Source organism: Mangrovibacterium sp., assembly GCF_059905295.1.
Map to the genome: position 1 here is coordinate 41,307 of NZ_JBZQJF010000129.1, position 15,609 is coordinate 56,915.

Below are 15,609 nucleotides of genomic sequence, written 5' to 3' on the forward strand. Positions count from 1 at the left end.
AATTAAATTGCAGCTTCCCGAAATGCCCTGTTTTATTAATTTTAACGGCTCTTACCCAAACATAACACTTAACAACTTTTAACAAAGTTATACCCTTTTTTGGACAAGTATGCTTTAATTTCGTCAACCTAAAATATAAAAATCGATCTAAAAAAATGAATCAAGCAGTTGATATTCGTGAGCTCAACGAAAGAATCGAAAAAGAAAGCTCTTTCGTGGATTTGATCAGCATGGAAATGAACAAGGTGATTGTAGGACAAAAACACCTTGTTGAAAGTTTGTTGATTGGTTTATTATCAGGTGGTCACATCCTGTTGGAAGGTGTACCCGGTTTGGCAAAAACCTTAGCCATCAACACACTGTCGAAAACCATCAGCGCCGATTTTGCCCGTATTCAGTTTACACCGGATTTATTACCGGCCGACTTACTTGGCACGCTAATATATAGTCAGAAGAATGAAGAATTTGTCGTTAAAAAGGGACCGATCTTCACCAACTTCGTATTAGCTGACGAGATTAACCGTGCACCGGCAAAAGTTCAATCAGCACTTTTGGAAGCTATGCAGGAACGCCAAATTACAATTGGCGACGCAACCTTCAAGCTGGAAGAACCATTCCTGGTTATGGCCACTCAAAACCCCATTGAGCAGGAAGGTACCTATCCGCTTCCTGAAGCACAGGTCGACCGTTTTATGCTGAAGGTGGTCATCAAATACCCGCAAAAGGAAGAAGAGAAACTAATTATCCAGCAGAACTTGCTGAAGCAATACCCGCAAGCGGCAACCGTATTAAAACCGGAAGACATCATCAAGGCCCGCAACGTGGTTAAGGATGTGTACCTGGATGAGAAAATCAGCAAATATATTGTTGACATTGTTTTCGCAACACGTACCCCATCGGAATACAAACTGGAGAAATATGCCGATATGATTTCGTTTGGTGGTTCACCTCGTGCAAGTATCAGCTTGGCACAGGCTTCTAAAGCTTATGCCTTTATTAAACGTCGTGGTTATGTTATTCCGGAAGATGTTCGTGCAGTTTGTCACGATGTGCTACGCCACCGGATTGGATTGAGCTACGAAGCAGAAGCCAATAATATTACAACAGAAGATATCATTACTGATATTCTGAACACTGTTGAAGTTCCATAAAAGTTCCACGTTTCGAGTTTCAGGTTCCAAGTAAACGACATCTGAAACTCTGTAATTGTAACCGTTCAAGGTACGCATTACGACTTTGAACTTAAAACATGAAACTTTGAACTTAAAAGCGAAGCCAGTGGAACATACAGATTTATTAAAGAAAGTCCGCAAGATTGAGATCAAAACACGGGGATTAAGCCGCAATATTTTTGCAGGTGAATATCACTCGGCGTTTAAAGGTCGTGGTATGGCTTTCAGTGAGGTACGCGAATACCAGTTTGGCGACGATGTCCGAAGTATCGACTGGAATGTAACTGCCCGTTATAATAAGCCTTTCATTAAGGTTTTCGAAGAAGAGCGGGAGCTAACCGTGATGCTGCTGATCGATGTCAGTGGTTCGCGGGATTTCGGTTCATTCGAGAAATTCAAAAAGAATGTCATTACCGAAATTTCAGCTATTCTCTCCTTTTCAGCCATTCAAAACAACGATAAGATTGGTGTCATTTTCTTTTCCGAGACAATTGAGAAATTCATTCCGCCTAAGAAAGGAAAATCACATATTCTTCGCATTATCCGCGAGCTTATTGATTTTGAACCGGAGCATAAAGGCACCAATATCACCGAGGCGATGCGCTACATGACCAATGCCATCAAAAAGCGGTGTACCTGCTTTATCATTTCCGACTTCATTCAGCGTGAAGCCGATTTTGACAAAGCATTGACCATTGCCAATAACAAACACGATGTGGTGGCTTTGCGCATTTACGACGAACGTGAAACCAGCCTTCCTCCAATAGGCATGATCAAACTGAAAGATGCTGAAACCGGAGAATATGTTTGGGTGGATAGCAGTAGTAAGAAAGTGCGCGACAACTACGAGCAATGGTGGAAGGAGCTTAGTGCAAAGCTCGACTGGACATTTAAGAAAAGTGGTGTTGATTATGCCAATATCAACACGAAAGAAGACTATGTAAGATCCCTGATGACCTTGTTCCAAAAACGGGGATTAAAAGCATAAAACATGAGAAAAATAAAATTATCAATAGTCATCGTTTGTTTGCTTGGGTTAGCTCAAAACACCTTGCATGCGCAGGGAGTTAAGGTTAATGCAGTCATCGACTCAACCAATGTGTTGATTGGTGACCAGCTAAACCTACGCCTCGAAGTTGAGCAACCAAAGGATTTCAAGGTTGAATTTCCGGAAATTGGCGATACCCTTGACAACGGCATCGAAGTTATAGCCCAGTCACCGCTGGACACCTTTAAATTAGATGAACAGGAACAACTGAAAATCATCAAAAACCTGACGATTACCAGTTTCGACACCGGTCGCAATGTGGTTCCGGCTTTTAAGTTCAAGCTGGTTCAGAACAATATGCAGGAGGATATGGAAACACTTCCTGCTGATTTTTTTGTTCATGGTATGGCCATCGATACGACAAAAGGACCGGTAGATATTAAGCATCCGTATGGTGCTCCGGTAACCCTAGCCGAAGCGTCGCCTTACATCCTGGGAGCTATTTTGATTTTGGCTATCGCCTTTTTCATCTTCTATTATTTCCAACGTCGTAAGAAAAATAAACCGGTATTTGGTAAAGCCGCCAAGCCCAAAGAAGCACCGCACGTTATTGCATTGCGCGCCCTTGAACGAATCCGTGAAAGTAAAGTTTGGCTGGAACCCGATAAGATAAAGCCTTTCTACAGTGAGGTTTCCGACACCTTACGCTTTTATATCAAAGATCGTTTTGGCATTGATGCACCGGAGTTTACCACTGACGAAACAATGCAGGCTTTTACAAAACAAAAGGATTTACTTACGGAAAAGTCTTTTACCCAGTTAAAGGATATTTTGAAACTGTCGGATCTGGTGAAATTTGCCAAATATCAGCCACTACCTGACGACCACAACCTGAGCCTGATGAATGCTTTCTTCTTTGTAAATGACACAAAACTGGAAGAACGCAAGACCGACATGAAAGACGAACGCGAAGGAGAAGAAGTAGAACTCAAGTAAATGCCATCACCAGAAATAATGAGCATTACCGAAGTTCAAAAAATATTTTCTACGAAACAGAATTAAAAAATGGACGGAATAACATTTAAAAATCCGGAATATTTTTACCTGCTATTTGTGCTGGTGCCCATGTTGGCCTGGTACATCTTCAGGTTCCAAAAATCGGGAGCCAGCATTCGCTACTCCACCACACTAGGTTTTGCACAAATCAGCAAAAGCTGGAAGCATTATATGCGCCACTTGCCCATTTTATTGCAAATGGCCGGCGTATCACTGTTGATTGTTGCTTTAGCCCGACCTCAAACAACAGCAAGTTGGGAAAATTCAACAACCAAAGGGATTGATATCGTGGTTGCCCTCGATATCTCAAGCTCAATGCTTGCCCAGGATTTCCAGCCTAACCGATTAGAGGCTGCCAAAAATGTGGCAACCAAATTTATTGCAGGCCGCCCCAACGACCGTATGGGCTTAGTGGTGTTTTCAGGCGAAAGTTTCACCCAATGTCCCTTAACAACCGACCACGCCGTACTCATTAACCTGTTTAAGGATATTCAGAGTGGTATGATTGAAGACGGAACAGCCATTGGTAACGGACTGGCAACATCGGTAGCCCGATTAAAAGACAGCAAAGCAGTCAGCAAAGTCATCATTTTGCTGACCGATGGAGAAAACAACAGCGGTGAAATTGCCCCGGTAACAGCTGCCGAGTTAGCAAAAACTTACGGCATCCGGGTGTACACCATCGGAGTTGGAACCATAGGAACAGCCCCCTACCCGGTGCAAACCCCCTTTGGCATACAACTTCAGGATATGCCTGTGAAAATTGATGAAGCAACGCTGCAAAAAATCGCAGATATTACCGGCGGAAAGTATTTCCGCGCAACCAACAACGAGTCGCTCGTGAAGATCTACGAAGACATTGATAAGTTGGAAAAATCAAAAATAGAGGTGAAGGAATACAGCCGTAAGCAAGAGGAATACCAACGCTTTGCTTTGCTTGGCGGATTGATTCTGCTGGCCGGATTTTTCCTGAAGATTACCTTATTCCGTAACATTCCTTAAGCTGAAGAAAAAATGGAAATGTTCAGATTTGCACATATTGAATATCTATACGGATTAGTCATTATCCCTATTTTGACAATCCTTTTTATACTAATTCGTACCAAGCGTAAAAATGCGCTGAAACGTTTCGGGCAACCCGAAATCGTCAATGAACTGATGCCCAATGCAAGTAACAGTCGCCCGGTATTGAAATTCATTCTTTGGATGATGGCTTTAAGTTCCATCATTTTCGCTGTTGCTCAACCGCAGTTTGGCAGTAAGTTAAAAACGGAAAAACGGAAAGGCGTTGAATTGATGATTGCCCTCGACGTTTCAAATTCGATGATGGCTGAAGATATTCAGCCTAACCGTTTGGAGCGCGCTAAGCGAGCAATATCGCGCTTAATTGACAAATTGGATAACGATAAAATCGGTTTGATTGTTTTTGCAGGCGACGCCTACACCCAACTCCCGATTACAACGGACTTTTCTTCGGCTAAACTTTTCCTGAACTCGGTAAGTACGAAGATTGTTCCCCGGCAGGGAACGGCCATTGGCGCTGCGATTAACCTGGCGGCAAATTCCTTCAGTCCACAGTTTAAAGGTAATAAAGCCATCATCGTCATTACCGATGGGGAAAACCACGAAGATGATGCCATTGGGGCTGCCAAAGCTGCCGCCGAACAAGGTATAATTGTTCACACCATTGGGATGGGGCTTCCACAGGGAGCACCAATACCGGTTTATGAAAACGGACAAAAAGACTTCAGAAAGGATAAAAACGGTCAGGTGGTCGTAACAAAGCTTAATGAGCAAATGCTGCAGGAAATTGCGGCTGCAGGAAATGGTATTTACGTTCGGGCCAATAATGCAGAGGTGGGCTTAAACACCCTCTTCAACGAAATCAACAAGATGCAAGGTGCCGAAATGGAATCGGTTGTTTATGCAGAATATGCAGAACAATACCAATGGTTCATCGCCCTGGCCCTGTTCTTCCTTTTTATCGACTACCTTGTTTTGGAACGCAAAAACAAATATTTGAAAAACATCAAATTATTTGGAAAATGAAAAGAAATTTAAAATTCTATACCGTATTCATTAGCTTGGCTTTCATCTTCCTTGGGCTGACAGCTCAAGCGCAAAACGAACGCAAATTTGTTCGTCAGGGTAACAAGTTTTATGAGCAAGCTATGGCAGATACGACCAAGCAGGATACTGCTTCATTCAACAAAGCTGAAATCGCCTATCGCCGTGCGATTGAGAAACGCCCGGACGATTTGAAATGGAACTTCAACCTGGGCGATGCCCTCTATAAGCAGCAAAAATTTGATCAGGCGCAAAGTACTTTTGAGGATATTGCGAAAAAAAGCACCGACAAAACAGAAAAAGCCCGTGCTTACCACAACATTGGTAACTCGTTGTTGATGCAGAAAAAGCTGGACGAAAGTATTGAAGCCTATAAAGAAGCGCTACGCAACAATCCCAATGATCTGGATTCGAAGTACAACCTGCTGTATGCCATGAACCTGAAGAAGAAACAGCAACAGCAGCAAAAGAACAAGGATCAAAACAAGGATAAGAATAAAGATCAGAAGGATAAAAATAAGGACAAGAACAAGGACCAACAAAACAAAGACAAGAATAAGGATCAGAATAAAGACCAAAACAAAGACAAGCAGAACCAGGATCAGAACAAGAATAAAGATCAACAAAACAAAGACAAGCAAAATAAAGATCAGCAAAACCAAAATAAGGATCAGCAACAAAAGCAGCAGCAACAGCCACAACAGCAAAAAATTTCGAAAGAAAATGCAGAACGCTTGCTGCAGGCTCTGCAGAACGATGAAAAGAAGATTCAGGAAAAAGTGAAAAAAGCAAAAGCTGAAAAAGCACAACAACGCCAGACCGACAAAGATTGGTAGGCTAAAATAAGGTTACGAAGTTGAATCGGAGATTTTGCATTTCCCGAATCTTAGCTTTAAATGTTAATTTTGAATGGCAAATAACAACGCATAATGAGTAAAATGATTAAGAGACTCATCCTACTAACCCTACTTATACTTCCGGCATGGTTTGCCTCAGCCGACAATGTTCGGTTTGAGATGACTGGTCCGAATGTTGTATCTACAGGAGAACAGTTCCGGCTTTCATTCACCTTGAACGAACGGGGAACTGATTTAAAACTGCCCGATTTATCGGCTTTCGATGTACTGATGGGACCATCAACTTCCCAAAGTACCAGCATCCAGATGATCAACGGGCAAACGACTCAATCGGTCACCTTCTCGTACATTTACATCCTGCGAGCTAAAGACGTTGGTAAATTCACCATTCGTCCTGCCTCGGTATCTGTTGATGGTAAGGTCTATGAGTCGAATGAACTGGAGATCGAAGTAGTTAAAGGTCAACCGCAGGCTCAGCAAAGCCAAAGTAGCAGCAGTGGCGGCGGAGGCAGCAGTACGCAGCAAAGCCAGCAAAATGTACCTTCTGCCAACCTGACAAAAAGTGATCTTTTTGTGAAGGTTGACCTGGATAAGTCGAGCGTTTATAAAGGGCAGCAAGCCATTGCAACCGTCAAGATTTATGTGAGCCCGGATGTTCCCATAACCAATTTCCAGGATGTGAAGCTGCCTTCGTACGAAGGTTTCTGGACCCAGGATATTGACACACCAAATCAAATTACTTTTAACCGCGAGGTGTACAAAGGAAAGATCTACCAGGTTGGTGTTTTAAAGAAAACGATCCTCTTCCCGCAACAAACCGGAAGAATCAAAATTGATCCGTTCGAAATTACCTGTTTGGTACGTCAGCAGATTAAGCGACAACGTAGTTTCTTTGATGATTTCTTCGACAACTTCCGCACGGTGTCGGCCAAGGTAACCAGTGATCCGGTTTACCTGAATGTAAAAGATTTGCCTACTCCGCCGGACGGTTTTTACGGTGGTGTTGGTCAGATGAAATTCTCAGCAGCCATTGATAAAACAACGGCGAAAACCAACGAAGCCATAACGCTTCGATTAACTATTTCAGGAAGCGGAAACCTACGCCTGATTGATGCACCGAAAGTTGATTTCCCGAAAGACTTTGAAGTTTACGATCCCAAAACCGATGAAAACATCAAATCGACCAACCACGGTTTAACAGGAACAAAAACCTTCGAGTACCTGATCATCCCGCGTTATGCCGGCGATTACACCATTCCGCCCGTCAGGTTTTCGAGCTTCGACCCGGAAACCGGTAAATACAAAACCGAGACTTCATCTTCATTCAAGCTAAGTATTGCCAAAGGCGATGATGCTCAAAATGCAACGGTAACCAGCTCGTTTAACAAGCAGGATGTCCGTTTCATTGGGAAAGACATTCGCTACATCAAACAAGGTCAGTACAAACTGCGTAATCTGGCTCAGTCGTTCTATGGCAGCACCGCATTCTGGTTGTTGTACATTATTTCGACCGTGATCTTTGTGATTGTAGCCATTGTTTACCGCAAAAAGCTGAAAGAGAATGCCAACATTCAGTTGGTAAAAACCAAAAAAGCGAACAAAGTTGCACAGAAACGTCTGAAGGAGGCGGCCAGCCACCTGAAGCAGCATAACTCAGAGCAGTTCTACGAAGCTGTATTGAAAGCATTCTGGGGATACCTAAGTGACAAGCTGAGTATTCCGGTTGCCAACCTGAACCGCGATAAAGCCATTTCAACCCTGGTACAAAAAGGGGTTAACCAAGAGCAAATTGATGAGTTTATCCGGATTATCGACACCTGCGAATTTGCCCGTTATGCGCCAAGTTCGTCGGATGCAGCATTGGAAGAAATTTACCAGAAATCAGCAACCCTGATGGGTAAACTGGATAAACAAATCCGTTGAGTAACTGTAAAATGAAAACAAACATGAAGAAATTCATTCAACTTATATTTTTACTGACAATCAGTTTGTCGGTTTTTGCTCAGGATGCTTTACTGGATAAAGCCAACAAGCATTACATTGCCGGCGAATACAATGATGCCATCACAGCATACAATGAAATTCTGAATAGCAACAAAGCTTCGGCCGAAGTGTATTACAACCTGGGGAATGCCTATTATAAGACCAACCAGTTTACCAAAGCCATTCTGAATTACGAACGGGCAAAGCTGCTGGCACCAAACGACCAGGACATTCAGTTCAACCTCGATCTGGCCAACCAGCACGTTGTCGACAATATCGATCCGCTGCCACAAGTGTTCTTTATTCGTTGGTGGAACAACATTACCAACAAGTTTTCGGTAGACCAGTGGGCACGTATCAGTGTAATCTGTTTCATCCTGTTTCTCATTCTGGCAGGCTTCTTCTTTTTCACCCGAAACGGGACCTTCAAACGAATATCCTTCTGGGCAGGAATTTTAATCGTAGTTATTTCCATTTTTAGTTTTAACTTTGCCGCCCGGCATAAAAAGCGAATCACCCAGCATAATTTTGCCATTATTGTGCAACCTAGTGTTACGGTGAAAAGCTCGCCATCCGATAGCGGAACAGATCTATTCCTGATTCATGAAGGACTGAAAGTTCAAATCAAGGATAGTTTGTCGGGCTGGATGGAAATTCAATTGTCTGACGGGAACCAGGGATGGCTACCCGATAACAGTATCGAACGAATTTAGAACAATGCCGGCCAAAGCCGGTATTTTTTGTTTTATACCATATTTTAAAAACCATTTTAAACGCGAGTTGTTACAACTCAAAAATTTAAAAACATGGCTTACAATTTACTTAAAGGTAAACGAGGGATTATTTTTGGTGCCCTTAACCCCGATTCTATTGCTTGGAAAGTAGCAGAACGTGCGTACGAAGAAGGCGCAACCTTCACACTAACGAATACATCCGTAGCCCTACGTATGGGTGAAACTGCGAATTTGGCAGAAAAAACAAATTCAACATTGATTGCTGCTGATGCAACAAACGTTGCTGATCTGGAAAACCTGGTTCAGGAGTCAATGAAAGTTTTAGGCGGAAAAATCGATTTCGTATTGCACTCAATCGGTATGTCACCCAACGTTCGTAAAGGTCGTCACTACAGCGATCTGGACTACAACTATCTGGATAAAACACTGGACATCTCTGCAATCTCTTTCCACAAAGTAATGCAGGTATGCCGTAAAATGGATGCCATTAACGAATGGGGTTCTGTTATTGCTTTATCGTATGTTGCAGCACAACGTACCTTCTATGGTTACAACGATATGGCCGATGCAAAAGCATTGCTGGAATCTATTGCACGTAGCTTTGGCTACATCTACGGCCGCGAGCGTCGTGTACGTGTAAACACCGTTTCTCAGTCTCCAACCCGCACTACTGCCGGTAGTGGTGTTAAAGGTATCGACCGTCTGCTGGACTTCGGCGAACGCATGTCTCCGCTGGGTAATGCTTCAGGCGACGAATGTGCTGATTACTGTATCACCTTATTCTCCGACCTGACTCGCAAAGTAACCATGCAGAACTTGTTCCACGATGGAGGGTTCTCCTCAATGGGTATGAGTATGCGTGCGTTGGAACAATACGAAAAAGGATTGGAATGCGACTGTGACACCGACAAAGGTACATGCGACCATCAATTCGATTAATTCAGACGCTGTTCTGATAAAAATACAAGAGGTTGCTTCTGTTGCAGAAGTAACCTCTTTTCGTTTGCGACCTGTTTATATTTACGCAGGTTGAATTTGAAGGATTAGCCAGTCGAAACAACTCCTGCAAACCTGTTTAGCTATTTTCTGCACCTCATTTTTGCTCCTGCAAACCTGATGGGGCATTTTCAGTAACCCTAAAATGCTCCTGCAACCTGCGGGAATGATTTCACCCTGCCCCATAAACTCCGACACTTTGCGAGAGCATTTTCGCCCCGGACATACGGTCTTCTGCAGTTTGCGAGAGCATAATCAGTTTCATCTGAAATGCTCCTGCAATCTGCGAGAGCATTTCAGGCAACCCTCTATCGCCGCTGCAATTTGCGAGAGCATTTTCAACTGTGCAAATTGCCTACTGCAACGTGCAGGAGCAATCTCCAATTGTTGGTTTTGGCTCCTCTAATTTGCGAAAAGTGTTCCTCGGCCAAATGATCAGGCTTTCAGGTAAACCAAGTCGCGCCTTCAGGGTGCTAAGCACCTTAAAAATTGACCGGAGCAACCACTAAGCTTTCAGATATGCAATATCGTCCTCGTAATCGAATTGAAGGTCTTCGTGTAATTTGGCAACAGTTGTTTCAATTTTCTTCACCTGGCGGGCATACATGTTTCGAATGATGGGATTAGTGCTCATCGGAATCTTTTCGGTGCGCATCTTGCGGCAAAAATAGATGAGCAACTCCACTTCGGTGGTTTTAATGCCTGAGTAGCGAATGGCCTGTGTGGTGTCCTTGAGAATTTTTCGCAAGCTTTTTTTGATGAGGTAACCGCTGCGCCGATTCATGCTTTTAAAACCCGCATCAATCTCCGCCTTTACGCTTTCAATAAAGCCAGCCTCATCTTCCGACTCAAACAAGAGGTAGGTCAGCAGCTCCTTATTGTCCTTTTTGAAGCGAGCCATTCGCAGGCAAAGCTCCTGCAACTGTTGCGGCGGGTAATTTTTGAGTTCCTCTCGGATTTCTTTGATTGATCGGCTTTCCATACCCGAAGAAACTAAAAAATAAACGCCCGACAAAGTTATCGGGCGCTTGTTCATATCTTACCTTGTCCTAATCCGGACTGAACTTTTACTTCGTTGTAGAATGAGCCTTCATTCCAAAAGGAAATTCAGCCGATTCGGTGCGGGCAGCCCACAAAATCTGCTGCATCTCTTCAACAATCTCGGGATACTGAGCAGCCAGGTCATGCTCCTCGCCCGGATCCTTGGACAAATCGTACAGCTCGTGAGTTTGTTTCTCCGGATCGGAAACATCGTAGCTTACATATTTCCAATCCCCCTGACGAATTGCCTGGCGACCGCCATTTTCGTGAAACTCCCAATACAGGTAGTCGTGTTGCTTTTGTCCGGGCTGGTTCAGCAAAGTTGGCAGGAACGAAATCCCCTGGATATGGGCCGGCTTCTCAGCACCTACCAAATCGGCAAAGGTTGGCATCACATCCCAAAAGGCCGAAATCAGGTCGGTTGAGCTTCCTGCGGCAATATGTCCCGGCCAGCGGGCAATCATCGGTTCACGGATACCACCTTCGTACAAATCGCGCTTATAGCCTTTCAGCGGACCGTTGCTATCGAAATAATCCGGATCGGCACCACCTTCGATATGCGGACCATTATCCGAAGAGAAAATCACCAGTGTATTGTCGTCAATTCCCAGTTCTTTCAACTTGGCCATCAATTCACCCACTTCGTCGTCGAGTACTGAAACCATAGCCGCAAATGCAGCATGACATTCATTTTGCGAACCATAGCCACCAGTGCGGAAGCGTTTACTCCCGAAATCAGCACCTTTAAATGTCTTTTCGGGATCGTATTTCCCACGATACTTCGCCAAATACTTTTCCGGTAATTTCAACTCAGCATGCGGAATTGTCGAAGGATAGTACATAAAGAAGGTCGTATCTTTATTTTTCTCCAAAAATTCCAGAGCTTTCTTTTGAATCAACTCGGGAGCATATTCCTCAAACTGGTTGTCCACATTACCGGTCATATCAACCTTTGTTTTATTCTCCCAAAGGTGACCCGGGAAATAATTATGTGCCAGCGTTTGGCAGTTATAACCGTAGAAATCGTCGAATCCCTGGTTATTCGGATCGCCTTCGGTGTTGATAAAACCAAGGCCCCACTTACCGAATGCCCCGGTTACATAGCCATTTTGCTTCAAAAGCTCGGCAATCGTAAAGGCGTTGGCCGGAAGAGGAATCTGTCCTTCAGGTTTCACCCCGATATTACCACGGATAGGTGTAAAACCGGTTGTTTGACCGGTTAACAAGCTGGAACGCGATGGCGCACAAACCGCACAACCGGCATAGTGGTTGGTAAAGCGCATTCCCTCAGTCGCTAACTTGTCGATATTCGGAGTTTGAAATTTTTGCTGTCCGTAGCAGCTTAAATCGCCATAGCCCAGGTCGTCGGCAAGAATGTAAATAATATTGGGCTTACGGGGTTTTTCAGTTACTTTTTTAGTGGATGTTTGGCAGCTCGAGAATAAAAACAAGGCGGCCAAAACGGCTAGATAGTTTCTTTTCATGTTAGTTTTTTTGAGTAGACGCGTAAAATTAGAAAAGATATCCGCTTTCGCCATGTTTTTCAGACTGAAAAGGCCTAAACAAAGGCCTGTTTTGCAACAAAAGCACGTCCGGCGTCAAAAGCCTCATGATTTAGCAGGATCACCTTTTCCCCTTTAGACTGAAATACCTCGTTAATCCCTTTGCGCAGCGAGTCAAGCTGTAGCGGAATATAATCGGCCAGTGCACCAAGCATAATCATATTTAAAGCTTTGGGGTTGCAAAGCTGGTGAGTGATTACCCCTCCATCAACTAAAATATGTCTAGGACGTTTTTTGATTTCAGCCCACAGCTCTTCAACGGGGGGGTAGTTGGGTAAATTCAGGAAAGGCTCCATATTGCTGATCAATACACCATGGGCATGCAGAAAAGGCAGCTGGCGCAAAGCCTCCATCGGCTCCATACCGAGCAGCACATCGGCTTGCCCGTGATGAATTAAATCGGCACAAACCGCATGATCGGCTATTCGAACATGAGCAACCACTGCCCCGCCCCGCTGGCTCATGCCATGTGTTTCGGCCTGCTTAACCGACAAGCCTTCGTGCAAGGCTGCAACACTCAAAATAGCGCCAATCGATAAAATGCCCTGTCCGCCAACCCCTGCTAAAATGATATCTGTTTTCATCGTATTCAAATTAAGCTTGTTCTTGTTTCTCCTGTCTTTTACGCCGGGCTGCTGCCTGCAAACATTCGCGCCTTGGAATAACGACCGACACACCTTCGAATTCCAGTTCTTCTTTGTAGATGCGGATCATCTCCTCCTGATTTTTATGCAGTGGCACAAACACCCGGATATGCGCCGGATCAACACCCATCCCTTTACAAATAGCCTCCAGCTTACCCAAACCGGCCGGTTTCTGTCCTCCCGTCATCGCCACGGATTGGTTATCGGAGATGACCACCACCATATTGGTATGTTCATTCACGGCATCTAACAAGCCCGTCATACCCGAATGCGTAAAGGTTGAATCGCCGATAAAAGCGACAGCCGGGAAAAAACCGGCATCAGCAGCGCCCTTGGCCATGGTGATGGATGCGCCCATATCGACACAGGAATAAATTCCCTGGTAAGGCGGAAGAGCAGCCAGCGCATAGCATCCAATATCTGAAAATATATGCCCCTGGCCATAAGTCGCAACAACCTCCTGTAAAGCCTCAAATGCATCGACATGCCCGCAGCCCCGGCAAAAGGACGGAGGTCGCGGAACAACCGATTTCGGGATGGGATAAGGCGTTGCATATTCAATCTTGAGGGCTTTCCCAACCAGGTCGCTGGTCAATTCGCCGTAACGGGGCAACCAGCCATCGAGCTTGCCATGCACCGGCGTCCCTTTTCCGAAGAAATCACCCAACTGCTCTTCAACCAACGGATAACCTTCTTCAATGACCAGCAACTCATCACATTCTTTTTCCAGCTTTTTCAGAAGTGTCCCTGGAACCGGATACTGACTGATTTTAACACGCGGATAAGGAATTTCAGTGCCAACGAATACTTCGCGGAAATAATTCCAGCCTAAACCGCAACAGACAATCCCCAAACGATGATCGCCACCTTCTTCATAGAAATTATAAGCAGACTCTTCGGAAAGCATCTCCAACCGGCTTTGTTTATCCAACAGCCCCACATAGTTTTTACGGGCGAAGATGGGCAACAGCAGAAACTGTTTCAGGTTTCGTGGCAAGTGCAATTCGTGCGGGTGAATGGACCGGCGACATGTAACAGCCGAGCGCGAATGCGACAAACGGGTGGTTAACCGCAACATAACCGGCAACTGTAATTGTTCCGAAAGATGAAACGCTTCGTAGCACATATCGTAGGCTTCCTGCTGGTTCGACGGTTCCAACACCGGGATCATAGCAAAACGACCAAAGTAGCGGGAGTCCTGTTCATTTTGCGAGGAGTGCATTCCCGGATCATCGGCCACCGCCAGTACCAAACCACCATTCACCCCGGTAATAGCCGAATTCATAAAGGCATCGGCCGCCACATTCAGGCCAACCTGCTTCATGCACACCAATGCTCGACGCCCGGCATAACTCATCCCCAAGGCCGTTTCATAAGCCGTCTTCTCGTTCGCCGACCATTGCCGATGCACATGACGTTCGATTGCAACTGGATTTTTCTGAATGTGTTCGGTAATTTCGGTTGAAGGCGTTCCCGGGTAGGCATACACTCCGGAAATACCAGCATCGACAGCTGCCTGGGCAACCGCTTCATTTCCGAGGAACAAATGGCGTTTCATAAGCTTTCTCGTTTGATTCATTTTAAGTTACAAAGAATTGCCGCATTAAGCAATGCCTATTATCAGGTGAGTTGATCGCCCGGGAGCCGGTAAAAAACAATTCAATTGTTATTTTTGTGCTTTGCCCAAGTGCATAAGACTTATTCAATGAAAGTAACCATACTCGTCCTTTACGGAGTTGTGCTCCTGGTAATCGGAATTTTCTCAGCCCTGAAGATAAAAAGCCCGTCGGATTATTTTGTCGGTGGCAAGCGTAACGGCGTCTTCCAGATTTCGGGAAGTTTGCTGGCCTCTATCCTGGGTGGTTCAGCCATACTGGGTTCGGTCAACCTGGCGATTCATGAAACCTGGGCAGCAGCCTGGTACCTGCTGGCCGCTTCTGCCGGATTGTGGATTCTTTTGCCACTCGTGCGTAAGGTTAGCCAGTACGGCAAATTCACCTTGACCGATATGCTGGGGCGTTTTTACGGTGAAACTGCCCGCAAATCGGCTTCTGTCATTATACCTCTGGCCTGGACCGGTATCGTAGCAGCACAAATTATTGCCGCCGCAAAAATCCTGTTCAGCTTATTTGGCTTACCCTATGCCGATGGCGTTATCATTTCGTCCGGCGTATTCATCATTTACACCTTAATTGGCGGACAAATTTCAATTTTAAAGACCGACTTCGTTCAGGCCATCATCATTTTGGCAGGCATCGTTTGCTCAGCTGTCTTTTTGTCGTTTACTCCTGGTACGCACACCAGTCCAATAGTAGCAACATTTCCCTTCAACAGCCATTTTTCCACCACTGATTTGCTCATCCTGTTTCTGACCTTTTCGAGCACCTTCGTCGTGGGCCCCGATATTTACTCCCGGGTCTTTTGTGCCCGCGATGAGAAAACGGCCCGGCGAAGCATCGCTATTGTTGCGGGTATCCTCATCCCCTTTGCCTTTGTTTTAACTTATTTA

14 protein-coding genes are annotated in these 15,609 nt (G+C 44.9%); 10 read left to right on the plus strand and 4 right to left on the minus strand.

Going from position 1 to position 15,609, the window contains the following annotated elements; all coding sequences use genetic code 11:
- The first annotated feature begins 155 nt into the window (after window positions 1-155).
- The 9 genes from AC37HE_RS06970 to AC37HE_RS07010 all read left to right on the plus strand — a co-directional run bounded on the left by AC37HE_RS06970 (window position 156) and on the right by AC37HE_RS07010 (window position 9,796).
- Complete coding sequence (locus AC37HE_RS06970) at window positions 156-1,151, plus strand: AAA family ATPase (protein ID WP_500782082.1); 996 nt, start codon at window positions 156-158, stop codon at window positions 1,149-1,151.
- Between the two features lie 127 nt (window positions 1,152-1,278).
- Window positions 1,279-2,160 (plus strand): DUF58 domain-containing protein, encoded by an 882-nt coding sequence (locus AC37HE_RS06975; protein ID WP_500782083.1) that lies wholly within the window; start codon window positions 1,279-1,281, stop codon window positions 2,158-2,160.
- 3 nt (window positions 2,161-2,163) lie between these two features.
- Complete coding sequence (locus AC37HE_RS06980) at window positions 2,164-3,156, plus strand: hypothetical protein (protein WP_500782084.1); 993 nt, start codon at window positions 2,164-2,166, stop codon at window positions 3,154-3,156.
- Window positions 3,157-3,225: 69 nt separating this feature from the next.
- Window positions 3,226-4,218 (plus strand): vWA domain-containing protein, encoded by a 993-nt coding sequence (locus tag AC37HE_RS06985; protein ID WP_500782085.1) that lies wholly within the window; start codon window positions 3,226-3,228, stop codon window positions 4,216-4,218.
- 12 nt (window positions 4,219-4,230) lie between these two features.
- Complete coding sequence (locus tag AC37HE_RS06990; protein WP_500782086.1) at window positions 4,231-5,265, plus strand: vWA domain-containing protein; 1,035 nt, start codon at window positions 4,231-4,233, stop codon at window positions 5,263-5,265.
- Entirely contained in the window at window positions 5,262-6,119 is an 858-nt protein-coding gene (locus AC37HE_RS06995) for a tetratricopeptide repeat protein (RefSeq protein WP_500782087.1), read from the plus strand. The genes AC37HE_RS06990 and AC37HE_RS06995 overlap by 4 nt, the downstream gene beginning before the upstream one ends.
- Before the next feature lie 102 nt (window positions 6,120-6,221).
- Window positions 6,222-8,063 (plus strand): BatD family protein, encoded by a 1,842-nt coding sequence (locus AC37HE_RS07000; protein ID WP_500782088.1) that lies wholly within the window; start codon window positions 6,222-6,224, stop codon window positions 8,061-8,063.
- Between the two features lie 23 nt (window positions 8,064-8,086).
- The gene (locus tag AC37HE_RS07005; RefSeq protein WP_500782089.1) at window positions 8,087-8,836 is read left to right on the plus strand and encodes a tetratricopeptide repeat protein; all 750 of its coding nucleotides are present in this window, start codon (window positions 8,087-8,089) and stop codon (window positions 8,834-8,836) included.
- A 93-nt stretch (window positions 8,837-8,929) separates the two neighbouring features.
- Window positions 8,930-9,796: an enoyl-ACP reductase FabI gene (locus tag AC37HE_RS07010; protein WP_500782090.1), complete on the plus strand. Its 867-nt coding sequence runs from the start codon at window positions 8,930-8,932 to the stop codon at window positions 9,794-9,796.
- Window positions 9,797-10,358: 562 nt separating this feature from the next.
- Here AC37HE_RS07010 and AC37HE_RS07015 read toward each other — a convergent pair.
- The 4 genes from AC37HE_RS07015 to AC37HE_RS07030 all read right to left on the minus strand — a co-directional run bounded on the left by AC37HE_RS07015 (window position 10,359) and on the right by AC37HE_RS07030 (window position 14,658).
- Window positions 10,359-10,835: a hypothetical protein gene (locus AC37HE_RS07015; protein ID WP_500782091.1), complete on the minus strand. Its 477-nt coding sequence runs from the start codon at window positions 10,833-10,835 to the stop codon at window positions 10,359-10,361.
- Between the two features lie 85 nt (window positions 10,836-10,920).
- Window positions 10,921-12,378, minus strand: a complete 1,458-nt coding sequence (locus AC37HE_RS07020; protein ID WP_500782092.1) for an arylsulfatase — start codon at window positions 12,376-12,378, stop codon at window positions 10,921-10,923.
- Window positions 12,379-12,452: 74 nt separating this feature from the next.
- Window positions 12,453-13,040: an indolepyruvate oxidoreductase subunit beta gene (locus tag AC37HE_RS07025; protein ID WP_500782093.1), complete on the minus strand. Its 588-nt coding sequence runs from the start codon at window positions 13,038-13,040 to the stop codon at window positions 12,453-12,455.
- A 10-nt stretch (window positions 13,041-13,050) separates the two neighbouring features.
- Entirely contained in the window at window positions 13,051-14,658 is a 1,608-nt protein-coding gene (locus AC37HE_RS07030) for a thiamine pyrophosphate-dependent enzyme (protein WP_500782094.1), read from the minus strand.
- A gap of 147 nt (window positions 14,659-14,805) precedes the next feature.
- Here AC37HE_RS07030 and AC37HE_RS07035 point away from each other — a divergent pair.
- A partial coding sequence (locus tag AC37HE_RS07035) for a sodium:solute symporter family transporter (RefSeq protein ID WP_500782095.1) occupies window positions 14,806-15,609 on the plus strand: 804 nt, incomplete at its 3' end.

What these genes read in the sequence shown, in the direction of transcription:
- AC37HE_RS06970 (WP_500782082.1), top strand. Translation starts at nt 156, where the DNA reads ATGAATCAAGCAGTTGATATTCGTGAGCTCAACGAAAGAATCGAAAAA.
- AC37HE_RS06980 (WP_500782084.1), top strand. Translation starts at nt 2,164, where the DNA reads ATGAGAAAAATAAAATTATCAATAGTCATCGTTTGTTTGCTTGGGTTA.
- AC37HE_RS06985 (WP_500782085.1), top strand. Translation starts at nt 3,226, where the DNA reads ATGGACGGAATAACATTTAAAAATCCGGAATATTTTTACCTGCTATTT.
- AC37HE_RS06990 (WP_500782086.1), top strand. Translation starts at nt 4,231, where the DNA reads ATGGAAATGTTCAGATTTGCACATATTGAATATCTATACGGATTAGTC.
- AC37HE_RS06995 (WP_500782087.1), top strand. Translation starts at nt 5,262, where the DNA reads ATGAAAAGAAATTTAAAATTCTATACCGTATTCATTAGCTTGGCTTTC.
- AC37HE_RS07000 (WP_500782088.1), top strand. Translation starts at nt 6,222, where the DNA reads ATGATTAAGAGACTCATCCTACTAACCCTACTTATACTTCCGGCATGG.
- AC37HE_RS07005 (WP_500782089.1), top strand. Translation starts at nt 8,087, where the DNA reads ATGAAGAAATTCATTCAACTTATATTTTTACTGACAATCAGTTTGTCG.
- AC37HE_RS07010 (WP_500782090.1), top strand. Translation starts at nt 8,930, where the DNA reads ATGGCTTACAATTTACTTAAAGGTAAACGAGGGATTATTTTTGGTGCC.
- AC37HE_RS07015 (WP_500782091.1), bottom strand. Translation starts at nt 10,835, where the DNA reads ATGGAAAGCCGATCAATCAAAGAAATCCGAGAGGAACTCAAAAATTAC.
- AC37HE_RS07020 (WP_500782092.1), bottom strand. Translation starts at nt 12,378, where the DNA reads ATGAAAAGAAACTATCTAGCCGTTTTGGCCGCCTTGTTTTTATTCTCG.
- AC37HE_RS07025 (WP_500782093.1), bottom strand. Translation starts at nt 13,040, where the DNA reads ATGAAAACAGATATCATTTTAGCAGGGGTTGGCGGACAGGGCATTTTA.
- AC37HE_RS07030 (WP_500782094.1), bottom strand. Translation starts at nt 14,658, where the DNA reads ATGAAACGCCATTTGTTCCTCGGAAATGAAGCGGTTGCCCAGGCAGCT.